This window comes from Solirubrobacter ginsenosidimutans, from assembly GCF_027587205.1.
This window is the reverse complement of sequence record NZ_JAPDOD010000007.1, coordinates 38,146-50,387: the sequence shown is the minus strand read 5'-3', so window position 1 is coordinate 50,387 and position 12,242 is coordinate 38,146. Positions and strand designations below refer to the sequence as shown.

The window sequence follows — 12,242 nt, the reverse complement described above, 5'->3', positions numbered from 1 at the left end:
TGGATGATCGGGGCCGGACGAACTGGGCTTGTGCGGCCCTAACGGCGGGCCTGTCGTCTGTGTGTCGAAGCATCCGCGATGGCTTCGTCGAGCAGCAGTGCGGCCACTGCTTCCGGGGCCTCCCGCATCGCGTTGTGAGCGGTGGGGAGGTCGTGGACCTGCCAGCCGGGATCAGCTTGGAGTCGGGTGCGGAGCTCAGCGAAGGGCGTGCCCTCCTCCCATCCGGAGCAGTAGATGAAGTCGCGCCGAGGAACCTGCGCCACGGCGCCGGTGAGCCGGATCGTCTGCAGCAACGAGGCGAGGGGATGGGGACGGCGGCGAGGATCGCCGCCGCCCGGCCGGCCTGGGCGGAACGGCGGGTCGACGGAGTAGCCGGTGGCGGCGGCACCAGCGCGGAACACCTCCCGGTACTCGTCGCTCGTCGAGGACCAGCACGAGTCGCCGTCGCGCGGTACGTAGGCGTCAAGATGCACCAGTCGCGAGACCCGGCCGTCAGCGCGATCGGCGGCAGCCGCGATCACCATCCCGGCGTAGCTGTGGCCGACCAGCGTCGCGTCGGTGATGTGAGCGCGATCGAAGAGCGCCAATACGTCGTCGGCGTGGGTGTCGAGGTTGGCGGTCGCGACCGTCGTGGTGTCGTCGTCTGGTCGCAGACCGGTCAGGGTCAGGGCGTGAACGGTGTGGCCGGCACGCTCCAGCAGCGGAACCACCGCCTCGAAGCACCAGGAGCCGTGCCATCCGCCGGGCACGAGAACGAACGTCGTCATGCGTTTCTCTTCCTTTCTCAGAGTGCGGAAATCTCACCGGATCAGGGTGTGGCTGACTACCGATACGTTGCCATCTGATGCCCGTTCGCCGCCAATCTCGCCCGATCGGCGCTGTGACGTCACATGTCTGGCCGTCTGGCGGGCGTCACCTCTGGCCATCCGGCGAAGCAAGCGACGTGCAGTCGCATGCACGGGGACACCTGGTCTATGCAGCCAGCGGCGTCCTGGCAGTTCACACCGAGCGGGGCACCTCGATCGTGCCCGCCAACCGGGTCGCCTGGACCCCCGCCGGGTTCACGCACTACCACCGCGCCCACGGCGACACCGATATGCGGATCGTCTTTCTCGCGCCGTCGCTCGCCCGGCTCATACCGGACCATCCCGCCGTGTTCCTGGCCTCCGACCTCGCCCGCGAGGTCCTGCTCGCGCTGACCGGGGCCCGCAACTACGACGACGCCGCGCCCGGCTACGACCGCGCCGCGCGCTCTCGTCTCGTTCGAGTCCTCGTCGATGAACTCCGCGAAGCACACGAACAGCCGCTGCACCTACCGGACCCACGCGACGACCGACTGCAAGCCATTACCCGGATGCTGTACGAGACGCCGGCGGACAACGCCACGCTGGCCGAACTCGGCAAGACGATCGGCGCCAGCACCCGCACCCTCAGCCGGCTGTTCCGCAACGAACTCGGCATGACCTTCTACGAGTGGCGCACGCAGCTACGCATCTACCACGCGCTCGTGCTGCTCGGCGAAGGACACGACACCACCCGAACCGCCTACGCCTGCGGATGGGCCAACCCCAGCAGCTTCATCGCAGCGTTCACCAACCTCATCGGGACCACCCCGGGCCGCTACCGAACCAGTCTCCAGACCACTTCACCACCGACGTGAACTGATCGGCCGCTCGATCGTGATCGGAGCATCCGCCGGGATCTCGACCGGCGCCGGCCTCGTCTCACTCGCGATCGCCGTCTTCGCAATCCTGGTCAGCCTCGTCCACGACCGCACGACCCAGCCGGCATCAGGCTCTCAACGGCCACGGCCGGCGGGCGCCTGATGCGACGCGGGTCGCCCGGGCGCTGATCCCCACAGCCACGAAGGCCACGATTCCGGTCACGAAGACGATCGCGGCGGCGATCGCCATCGCGGCGTCGAGCCCGGCGGTGAATGCCAGCAGGTCGCCCTTGGTGATCGCCTGAGCGGTGCTCGCCGAAAGGCCTCTTGGGATCGGGACGATGCCTTGGGCGATGCTGCGGCCGGTTCCTTGGAGCTGGTCGACCAGCTGGCTGGGAACACCCGCCCGTGTCAGCTTGTCGGGCAAGGTCGAGGTGACGCGGCTGACGATGACCGAGCCGAGCACGGAGAGCCCGAGCATCCCGCCGACCTGGACCGCAGTGCTCGTCATGCCGCCGGCGATCCCTGCTTGACCGGGGGGTGCTCCACCGACGATCGCTCGCGCGAATGCGGTCTGGGCGGGACCGAAGCCGAGTCCGACGAGCGCCAGGAATGGCCAGATCGAGCTGAATGAGGTGTGTGGGCCCAGGCGGGAGAGGCCGAGAAGTCCCGCAGCGCTCAGCAGAGCGCCGACGAGCAGCGGGACGCGAGGTCCGATCTTGGCCACTGCGCGGCTCCCCGCGATAGCGCTGATCCCCATCACCCCGGTCAGCGCCAACAGCCGGACTCCGGTCTGGCTGGCGGTATAGCCGTGCACCCGCTGGAAGTAGAGGGTGACGAAGAACAGCACGGAGTAGTAGCCCATGAGCACGGCCAGCGCCATCACGACGCCGGCGGAGAACTGCGCGGAGCGGAACAGGCTGAGGGGGATGTGCGGCTGGCGGATGCGCTCCTCGCGGATCTCCCAGACGACGAACAGAACCAGCAGCAATGCCGCGGAGATCAGCCACGCGATCGGGGTGAAGTGACCCCATCCGCGCTTCTCGGCGTCGATCAGCCCCCAAAGGAGGGTGAACAGCGTGCCGGTGAGCAAGGCGATCCCGGGCAGGTCAAACCGCCGGCCCTCTGCTTGATCGCGGGATTCGCGGATCACCCAGGTCCCGACAAGCATCGACACGACGGCGACGGGAACGTTGACGAGGAAGATCCAGCGCCAGCTGGCGTGGCTGATCAACACCCCCCCGACGATCGGCCCCGACGCGATCCCGATCGTCGAGCTCATTGTCCACAGCCCGATTGCCACGGCAAGCTTTTCGATCGGGAAGGTCGCGCGGAGGATCGCAAGCGTCTGGGGCACCATCATCGCGCCGAACAAACCCTGCGCAGCACGAAACGCGATCAGCTCGCCAAGTGAAGTGGACAGGCCGCAAGCCAAAGACGCGAGCGCAAACCCGGCCGTTCCGATCAGGAAGATGCGTTTGCGTCCGAGCTGATCGCCGAGCTTGCCGCCGCTGATCAGGGTGACCGCCAGCGCCAGCAGGTACGCGTTTGTGACCCACTGCAAGTCCGCCAGGCTCGCGTGGAAGTGATGCCCGATGGTCGGGTTGGCGACCGCCACGATCGTGCCGTCAAGGCCAATCATGAACAGGCCGAAGGCAGCTGCCACCAGCGTCAGCCACGGGTGGCCGTAACCGCGACGAAACGGGGCTCTGCTGCGTGTCATATCGCTCCTTCGCTTGGGAGCCTCGACCGTCGCAGTGACGACCGGCTATCGAATCACGCGACGCGTAGTCCTCCCTCGTAGTGCGGGTCAGGCCCGGTATCGTCGGCCTTGCATGGTCAGCGAGGGGCCGGCGGAGGTGTTGCACGGCCGGCGCGTCGAGCGCGAGGCGCTGGAGCGGCTGCTCGAAGCGGTGCGTCGCGGGCAGAGCCGGGTGTTGGTAGTCAGCGGCGAGCCAGGGGTTGGCAAGACGGCGCTGTTGGAGTCTGCGATCGGGTCGGCCTCGGGGTTTCGGGTTGCGCGGGCGGTTGGTGTGGAGTCGGAGATGGAGCTCGCGTTCGCGGCCTTGCAGCAGTTGTGCGCGCCGCTGCTGGACCGGCTGGACCGGCTTCCTGCGCCTCAGCGGGATGCGCTGCAGGTTGCGTTCGGGTCGCGGGCGGGGGACGCTCCGGATCGGTTTCTCGTGGGGTTGGCGGTGCTGAGCCTCCTGGCGGAGGTGGCCGAGGAGCAGCCCTTTCTGTGCGTGATTGACGATGCTCAGTGGCTTGATCGGGCCTCGGCGCAGGCGCTCGTGTTCGTTGCGCGGCGGCTCTTGGCGGAGTCGGTCGCGCTGGTGTTGGTGACGCGCGAGCCGGGCGATGAGCTCCAGGGATTTCAGGAGCTGGCGGTCAAGGGGCTGCCGGATGGTGACGCGCGGGCGCTGTTGAGCTCGGCGGTCCGGGTTCCGTTGGATGCGGGGGTGAGGGACCGGCTCGTCGCCGAGACGCGCGGCAATCCGCTGGCGTTGTTGGAGTTGCCGCGGGGGTTGACCCCGGCTGAGCTGGCGGGCGGGTTCGGTTTGCTGGACGCGCCAGGGCTGTCGGGGCGGATCGAGGACAGCTTCCGCCGCAGGCTCGCGGGGCTCCCGGCGGATACTCAGCGGCTGTTGTTGGTGGCGGCGGCAGAGCCGGTCGGCGACCCGGTGCTCGTGTGGCGGGCGGCCGACCGGCTCGGGATCGCCGTCACGGCAGCATCGGAGACCGATGGGTTGCTCGCGATCGACGCCCGGGTGACCTTTCGTCACCCGTTGGTCCGCTCCGCGGTGTATCGCGCGGCGTCGCCGGATCAACGACGGGCCGCGCATCGCGCGTTGGCCGACGCCACCGATCCCGAGGTCGATCCCGATCGCCGCGCCTGGCATCTTGCCCAAGCGACGCCGCGGTTCGACGAGGACGTCGCGTCTGAGCTTGAGCGCTCAGCCGGCCGTGCTCAGGCGCGCGGAGGATTGGCGGCAGCAGCCGCGTTTCTAGAACGAGCGGCCGTCCTGACACCCGAGCCCTCGCACCGCGCGGCACGCGCGCTCGCGGCAGCACAGGCAAAACACCAAGCCGGCGCGTTTGACTCCGCACTGCGACTCGTCAACATCGCCGAATCCGGACCGCTCAACGAGCTCCAGCGCGCCCGAGTCGACCTACTGCGCGGTCAGATCGCATTCTCGCTGGGCCGCGGTGGCGATGCTCAACCGCTGTTGCTGAAGGCCGCCAAGCGGCTCGAACCACTCGATCAGCGGCTCGCTCGTGACACCTATCTTGAAGCGCTTACCGCCGTGTTCTTCCCCGGCATCCTCGCCAGTGACGAGAGTGTGTTGGAGACTGCGCGGGCAGCCAGATCGGCGCCGAGATCGTCGCAGCCTCCGCAAGCGTCTGACCTGTTGCTGGATGGCCTGGGGCTGCTGATCACCGAGGGATACGCCGCGGGAACACCGACGTTGCGGATGGCGGTCAATGCCTTCCGAGACGAGGACGTCTCCCGAGGCGACGGGCGTCGGTGGCTGTCGCTCGCTTCCCGTGTGGCGGCACTCTTGTGGGACGACGAGACGTGGGATGTGCTGTCGGCGCGCTTCGTCCAGCTGGCGCGTGACGCCGGCGCGCTGAGCGGGTTCCCCTTGGCACTGGCGACACGCTCGGCGATGCATCTGTTCGCAGGGGAGTTCGCCCTGGCCAGTTCGCTGCTCGAGGAAGTGGCAGCGGTCAACGAGGTGACGGGCGCGAGCCTCGCGCCGTACGTCGGGCTGGCGCATGTCGCCTTCCACGGCCGCGAAGCCGAGGCCGCCCAGCTGATCGAGGCCACGACAAGGGAGGTCGTGCGTCGCGGCGAGGGACAGGGAGGGCTGACATTCATTCACTGGGTGACCGCCGTGCTCGACAACGGCCTGGGCCGCTACGAGGAGGCGCTCGCCGCGGCGCAGCAGGCCGCCGAGGACACACACGCCTCGTGGTGGCGTCACTGGGGATCGGTCGAGCTGATCGAGGCGGCCGCCCGAAGCGGGAAGGCCGAGCTCGCGGTCGACGCCCTCGCCCAGCTTTCCAAGACCACCGGCGCCAGTGGCACCGACTGGGCGCTCGGCGTCGAAGCCCGCTCGCGAGCGCTGCTGACCGAGGGCGATGCCGCCGAGTCGCTCTACCGCGAGGCGATCCAGCGGCTCGAGCGGACCCGCGTCCGCGTGGAGCTCGCCCGCGCCCACCTCGTCTACGGCGAATGGCTGCGCCGCAAGCGCCGCCGACTCGATGCTCGTGAGCAGCTCCGCACCGCCCACGAGCGGTTCACGGAGTTCGGCATGGAAGCGTTCGCCGCGCGCGCCCGGGTCGAGCTCGAGGCGACCGGCGAGCACGCGCGGAAACGGTCCGTCGAGACGCGCGACGATCTGACCCCCCAGGAAGCACAGATCGCCCGGCTCGCAGCAGGGGGCGCCACGAACCAGGAAATCGCGGCGCAGCTGTTCATCAGCCCCAGCACCGTCGACTACCACCTCCGCAAAACGTTCCGCAAGCTCGGAATCAAATCCCGCCACCAACTCAAACAGCACTCGCTTCAGCCAGGCGCACACACCGACTAGCGAGGCTGCGGTGGCTGGTCCTCGGCAACGCCGGCACGCACGACCGACTCGTCCGGGAGGTCGGCACCGGCGCATACCACGCCCGCGGCGTCATCCGGTTGGGATGACGAAGCCGCGTCGGCACGACTGTACGGTCCGGCCATGTCCACCCTTGAATCGTCGACCGCCCTGGCGAGCTGGCACGATGGGCTGGCGCGGAACGCAGTCCTCGAGTTCGTCGCCGCAGTCACTGGGACCGACGGCTCGGAACCGGTGCCGGTGCCGGAGCGCATCGCGGTGTTCGACAACGACGGCACCCTCTGGTGCGAGCAGCCGATGCCGATCCAGCTCGACTTCATTCTGCGCCGGCTCGTGGAGATGGCGGAGGCCGATGAGTCCCTGCGCGCCCGCCAGCCCTGGAAGGCCGCCTACGAACGCGACTACCACTGGCTCGGCGCCCTGATGGCCGAGCACTACGCAGGCGACGACACGAACGTGCGCGTCCTCGCGGGCGGGATCCTCGCTGCGTACGCCGGTATCAGCGTCGAGGACTTCGAGGCGAGCGCGGGCGCGTTCCTGCACAGCGCGCAGCATCCGACGCTCGGCAGGGGCTACCTGGAGTGCGCCTACGCCCCGATGGTCGAGTTGCTGGCCTATCTGGAGGCCAACGAGTTCACCAACTACATCGTCTCGGGAGGCGGGCGCGACTTCATGCGGCCGATCAGCGACGAGGTGTACGGCATCCCCCGCGAGCGCGTGATCGGCAGCACCGCGGTGCTGCACTACACGGGCAACGAGTCGGGCGGCACGATCACGCACGCGCCAGAACCCGACTACCTCGACGACGGCCCGGAGAAGCCGATCCGCATCTGGAGCCGGGTCGGTCGCCGGCCGCTGCTGGCCGCCGGCAACTCCAACGGCGACATCCCGATGCTGCAGTTCAGCCAGCATCCCGACAAGCCGTTTCTGCGTCTGCTCGTCCTGCACGACGACGCCGCGCGCGAATTCGCCTACACCACCGGCGCCGAGCAGGCGCTCGAGCAGGCGACCGCGGATCGCTGGACGGTGGTCAGCGTCAAGGACGACTGGGCCACGGTCTTCTAAGACTGGGAGCGCAGCATCGCGTTGGCATTCTCCGGACGACTCGTGTCCACCGGATAGGCTCGCGTTGAGATGCCGCGCGGCGCGTTTCAGGACGGCACGTACACCGTGCTGGTGGCCGAGCGCAAGCGCTCGGGCTGGAGCGGGGATGCGACGGTTCGCGCATGGTCCGGGACGGTGCAGCGCCACGGCGGCTTCCGGGTGGGCGAGACCGCGAGTGGTACGGCGGTCGCGTTCCGGAGCGCGGCCGAGGCGGTTCGCTGCGCGGTGGCGGTTCAGGAGGCGCAGGAGACGGCGGCAGGGCTGGCGCTCGGGGTGCATGCCGGGGAGGTCCGCGGCGCCGATGGCACGGACGCCGCGGCGGTCCAGCAGGCCGCACGACTGGCGCGCCTCGCAGGCCCGGGACAGATATTGGCGTCCGCGCTCGTCCGGCAACTGATCGCCGACGACGCGGCTCTGCGGTTCGGGGAGGATCGCGAAGTGAGCCTGCCGGGCCTCGCCGGCCGCATGGTGATCAACGAGGTGCGCTGGGGCGATCACCACAGGCGCGTGCTGCGAGTCGTGATCGCCGACGACGCGGCGCTCGTGCGGGACGGGGTGTCGGCGCTGCTGCGCGCTCACGGCATCGAGGTCGCCGGGACGGCCAGCGACTCGGAGGGATTGCACGAGGAGGTCGAACGCCACCTGCCGGACGTCGCACTGGTCGACATCCGCATGCCGCCGACGTTCACCGACGAGGGGCTCGTCGCCGCCGAGCGGATCCGCGCGCGCTTTCCAGAGGTCGGGGTGCTGGTCCTGTCTCAGCACCTCGATGCTCGCTACGCGCTGCGCGTGGCGCACGCCAACCCGGCCCGGACGGGGTATCTGCTCAAAGACCGCGTGACCGACTCGCGTGTGCTGTTCGACGCGCTCGATCGGATCGCCGACGGTGGGTGCGTGATCGACGCGGCCGTCGCCGAGGGTTTGGTCGCGCGCGCCTCGGCGCTCGCGCGGATCGACGAGTTGACCGATCGCGAACGACAGGTACTCGCGCTCGTGGCCGAGGGGCGCTCGAACCGGGCGATCTCCGAGTTGCTCGTGGTGACGCAGAAGACGGTCGAGACCCACATCGGCCAGATCTTCCTCAAGCTCGGCCTGCGTGAGACCGAGGGCGAGGACCGCCGGGTCGCGGCGGTCCTCGCCTACCTGCAGGCCGCTCGACCGGGCTAGTTGGAGGGAACGCTCGCGACGACGCGCCGGCCGGTCAGCGTTCCGGTGATCGCGATCGAGCGTGGGGCGCCGTGGATCAGGAAGCCACCGGCCAAGTGCAGCGTGCCGTCGTTGCGGCCTGGGCCGTCGACCCGCAGGTCGGCCTCGAACGGGCCGCCGTCGAACGACCAGCGCAGCGTCCCGCTGACCGCGACGTCGTCGGTCCAGCGGATGCCGTCCAAGGTCGCGGTCCAGTGCTCGTCACCGTCGGCGTGGACGCTGCCGCCGCGCAGGCCGGGAGCCGTGCCGTCGCCGCCGCTGAACCGATTGAGGATGCCGCGTTTGAACGCGTCGATGGTGGCGTCGGCCGCGACGCGCGCGAGCCGCAGATCGCCGCGGTTGCCAGGGCCGGCCGTCGCGGCCGGAGACTCGGAGGCGCGGCGCGGGAACGCGGTGACCGCCGGGTTGTCGAACGTGGCGGAGTCCGCGCACGTCGCGTCGCCGATGGTCAGCGTCCGCAGGAACCGGTCCCGCAGGTCGCGCGCGCACTGAGACCATCCTCCGGGGGTGTGGTTGAGTCCTTCGAAGTGCACGAGCGTCGCGTTCGGGAAGCGCGCCGCGACGACCTCGGCGCGACCGACGTTCGCGTCGAACTCGCCGTCGAGGATCAGCGTCGGGGCCTTGGTGAAGCGAGCCCCCGGCTCGACGGCGAGTTGCGTCCCTGTCCCAGGCCACGGCAGGCAGAAGTCCGACATGCCGTAGAGGCTGAACATGACCTCCTCGGCGCGGAACGGGGCGAACGGCGCGTCCGGAGTCGCCGCCACCGCCGCCGCCCACTGCAGCTTGCGCAACGCGAGCGGGGCGCTCGCCGCCCATGGCCATGGATTGTCGAGACAGTAGGTCGCCGAGTTCGCCGCCTGCGAATAGAAATTGACGTCGCCGCTGTCGCCCGGGATCGGGAAGTCGCCCTCGGCGGCGAGCCGCAGCAGCGGCTTGGCGTCGCCGCGCTCGAGCGCGTCCGCGGCGGCAGGGAACTCCCCCTGCGTGAGCCCGAACCCCTCGACGTTGTCGACGACGTGCACCAGCAGATCGCCGGGTGCGAGGTCGAGCTCGTGCGACCCGCCATGAGCGTCGAGTGCGGTGCCCCGCAGCGGCGCGCGCCTCAGCCGGTCGAGAACGCGGCCGACTGCGCCGGCGGCCTCGCGCGGCGACCGGCCGCAGTTGCGCGAACGGGCACAGATCGCCCGCAGTCGATCGAGCATCTTCTGGACGCCGACGTACCCGCGGGCGAAGGGATCCATCGCAGGCTCGACGCCGCCGTCGAGCACGACCGAGCGCAGATGCCGCCCGAAGCGCGACGCGTACGCGTTGGCGTTCACGCCGCCGTAGGAGGTGCCCGCGAAGTCGACCAACTCGTACCCCAGCGCCGCGCGCACGGCGTCGTAGTCCTTCGCGATGTCGGCGGACGAGTAGCGGACGGCGGAGGCGCCGAGCTGCCTCGCACACGTCGCGCCCAGCGCGATCAGGCTCGGGCCGTTGCCGGATTGGTAGTCGGGACAGTTGACCAGGCCGGAGCGCCCGGTGCCGCGGCTATCGATCAACAGCAGGTCGAACCGGTCGCGCACCTCCCGCCAACCGCGTGCCAAGTCGCGCAGCGCGATGGTGGAGACGCCGGGCCCGCCGAAGTTGATGATGATCGCGCTCTCGGCCGCTCCCGGATCGGTGTGCAGGTACTGCTCGAACGCGATCGCGATCGTCCCGGCGCTCGGGTCGGCGCGGTCGAACGGTACGTCCACGTGCCCGCAGCGCGCGCCTTCGGCCTCGGGCGGGCAGGTGTCGAACACGGCGGTGGGTGCAGCAGCGGCCGGCGCGGCGAGGGCGCAGGAGAGCGCGGTCGCGGCGAGCGCTGAACGTGAAAGCAACATGGCGTCGACGATCGACGGCAGCGGCGGACGGCGCATCGGGGCATGCCCATGGATCCGCGCCTCGCCCTCGGGGTGGACCCCGATTGCGTCACGCGTCCGGAACGCTCGCGCGCACGGCGGCACCCTCCGCGACGGCCGCGACGGCGAGCGACCCGCCGACCGCGAACACCCGCGCCCCTGCGTGGGCCACGGCCTCCGAGAGCGCGGCGGAGGTGACGCCGGACACGCGGATCGCGGCGTCGAGCTCGCTCGGGCGGGCCTCGATCGCGATCCGCACGCCCACCGCGCCCTCGAGCGCGAGGCTGGCCGCGACCAGCCGGTACACGGCCGCCTCGGCGGCGGCCGGGAAGCGCCGCTCGGGCAGCGCGTCCACCGCCACACCACCACCGGCCGCCTGGACGAGCGCGAGCACCGCCTCGGCGAGCCCGCCTTCGGCGAGCGTGACGGAGTGAATGCCATGGGCGAGCTCACGGAGCTGTTCGCGGATCGCCGCGACGCGCACCTCGGCCAGCCAGAGGGCCTCGGCCGCGGCGCGACCCGTGGTCGACCGCGCCCGCGCCAGTCCGAGGCCGAGCGCCAGCAGCCGTTGCTGGGCGCCGTCGTGCAGGTCGCGCTCCAACCGCCGGCGCTCGGCCTCGCCGGCGGTCACGAGCCGCAGGCTCGACTCACGCAATTGGCGCGCCTGGAGGCGCTGGGCGGTGCGCAGCGACTCGCGCTCGAGCGTCAGGCCGGCCGCGGCGACCGTGCGCGCGAGCGAGTCCGGTGTGGCGCGATGCTCGACCCAGGCGACGATCTCTCCCCGGCGCTCGACCGCGGTGCGCGCCCGTCCCGGCGGCGCGTGGGTCGCCGCCGGCGCGCCGTCGGGTGTGATCGGCGCGCGCGTCTCGGGATGCGGGACCAGCAGCGCGACCGCCGGGTCATCGAGCGCACGGCCGAGCGCGTCGACGACCTCACCCGCGCCCGCCGGGGCGGTGACAGCGATGCGGGTCAGGACCGCGCGGGCTCGCCGCGCCCGCAGCGGGCGCCAGGCAAACCCCGCCGCGAGCGCCGCCAGGGCCGCGCAAGCGGCGAGCCACAGCGGTGCGCCGCGGACATTGCCGATCGCCGCCAGCGCCAGCACGACGACGGCCGCGGCGGAGACCGGTGCCGCGAGTACGCGCGCGGCCGCGGGACGATGCAACCACCGCACGGCGACGAGCGTGGCGAGCGCGACCTCCGTCGCCGCCGCCACACGCGGCGTCCAGCGCTCCAGCCAGGCACTCGCGTCCGGGTCGGCGAACACGAGCAGCAGGTTGTCCGGGCAGTCGAAGCAGCCGGCCTGCGGCGGATCGAAGACCAGCGCCCGGAGCAGCCCGGCCGTCAGGATGTAGCCCGACCCGATGGCGACGCGGTCAAGCGCCCCCGCCGGGCGCCCGCCCGGATACAGCAGCGCGGCGTGCGCAGCGGCGGCCGCCGGGAGGCCCACGCCGACGAGCGCCAGCGTGAACAGCACGGCGCTCTCCGGCGGCTCGGGCAGCACCCCGAGCGCCAGCCCGGCCACCGCGATGAGCAGCGCTGTCGCCACGGCGGGCTCGTTGCGGCGAGCGGCGTGCACGGCGGCGGCGACCAGCGCCAGGCCGGCCGCGAGCTGGAGCCCGAGCGCCGCCCGCGACCCACCGCCCGGTGCGAGGTCGGGATGCCGCGCGGCCGCGGCGACGGCCAGCACCACGAGCCCCGCTGCGAGCAGCGCCACAACGCGCCGGCGATCCATCTCGCGATCCTCGCACCCGCACTTGCGCTGCACCAGCGCGA

Annotated in this window: 8 protein-coding genes; 4 read left to right on the top strand and 4 right to left on the bottom strand. The window is 71.0% G+C overall.

The genetic code is table 11. The features are described from left to right. Positions 1-38: 38 nt before the first annotated feature. The gene (locus OM076_RS10815; RefSeq protein WP_270039808.1) at positions 39-767 is read right to left on the bottom strand and encodes an alpha/beta fold hydrolase; all 729 of its coding nucleotides are present in this window, start codon (positions 765-767) and stop codon (positions 39-41) included. Between the two features lie 77 nt (positions 768-844). On the opposite strand from OM076_RS10815, the gene OM076_RS10810 reads away from it, so the two are divergent. Beyond that, the gene (locus OM076_RS10810; RefSeq protein ID WP_270039807.1) at positions 845-1,660 is read left to right on the top strand and encodes an AraC family transcriptional regulator; all 816 of its coding nucleotides are present in this window, start codon (positions 845-847) and stop codon (positions 1,658-1,660) included. Between the two features lie 130 nt (positions 1,661-1,790). Here the strand turns inward: OM076_RS10810 and OM076_RS10805 are convergent, their stop codons facing one another. Next, on the bottom strand, positions 1,791-3,329 hold the full coding sequence (locus tag OM076_RS10805; RefSeq protein ID WP_308214338.1) for an MFS transporter: 1,539 nt from the start codon (positions 3,327-3,329) through the stop codon (positions 1,791-1,793). A gap of 169 nt (positions 3,330-3,498) precedes the next feature. On the opposite strand from OM076_RS10805, the gene OM076_RS10800 reads away from it, so the two are divergent. The 3 genes from OM076_RS10800 (at position 3,499) to OM076_RS10790 (ending at position 8,547) form a co-directional block, all read left to right on the top strand. Then, complete coding sequence (locus OM076_RS10800; protein WP_270039803.1) at positions 3,499-6,258, top strand: helix-turn-helix transcriptional regulator; 2,760 nt, start codon at positions 3,499-3,501, stop codon at positions 6,256-6,258. A 141-nt stretch (positions 6,259-6,399) separates the two neighbouring features. Then, a complete protein-coding gene (locus OM076_RS10795; RefSeq protein WP_270039800.1) occupies positions 6,400-7,341 on the top strand; it encodes an HAD family hydrolase in 942 nt (313 codons plus the stop codon). A 69-nt stretch (positions 7,342-7,410) separates the two neighbouring features. Continuing rightward, a complete protein-coding gene (locus tag OM076_RS10790; protein WP_270039798.1) occupies positions 7,411-8,547 on the top strand; it encodes a response regulator in 1,137 nt (378 codons plus the stop codon). Here OM076_RS10790 and OM076_RS10785 read toward each other — a convergent pair. Continuing rightward, entirely contained in the window at positions 8,544-10,451 is a 1,908-nt protein-coding gene (locus OM076_RS10785; RefSeq protein WP_270039796.1) for an alpha/beta fold hydrolase, read from the bottom strand. The genes OM076_RS10790 and OM076_RS10785 overlap by 4 nt on opposite strands. Before the next feature lie 88 nt (positions 10,452-10,539). Beyond that, positions 10,540-12,201, bottom strand: coding sequence for a histidine kinase (locus OM076_RS10780; protein ID WP_270039794.1), 1,662 nt, complete (start codon positions 12,199-12,201; stop codon positions 10,540-10,542). Positions 12,202-12,242: the final 41 nt, after the last annotated feature.

Excerpts from the sequence above, each read along its gene's own strand:
- OM076_RS10785 (WP_270039796.1), bottom strand. The coding sequence starts at position 10,451 with ATGTTGCTTTCACGTTCAGCGCTCGCCGCGACCGCGCTCTCCTGCGCC.
- OM076_RS10815 (WP_270039808.1), bottom strand. The coding sequence starts at position 767 with ATGACGACGTTCGTTCTCGTGCCCGGCGGATGGCACGGCTCCTGGTGC.
- OM076_RS10780 (WP_270039794.1), bottom strand. The coding sequence starts at position 12,201 with ATGGATCGCCGGCGCGTTGTGGCGCTGCTCGCAGCGGGGCTCGTGGTG.
- OM076_RS10810 (WP_270039807.1), top strand. The coding sequence starts at position 845 with ATGCCCGTTCGCCGCCAATCTCGCCCGATCGGCGCTGTGACGTCACAT.
- OM076_RS10790 (WP_270039798.1), top strand. The coding sequence starts at position 7,411 with ATGCCGCGCGGCGCGTTTCAGGACGGCACGTACACCGTGCTGGTGGCC.
- OM076_RS10795 (WP_270039800.1), top strand. The coding sequence starts at position 6,400 with ATGTCCACCCTTGAATCGTCGACCGCCCTGGCGAGCTGGCACGATGGG.
- OM076_RS10800 (WP_270039803.1), top strand. The coding sequence starts at position 3,499 with ATGGTCAGCGAGGGGCCGGCGGAGGTGTTGCACGGCCGGCGCGTCGAG.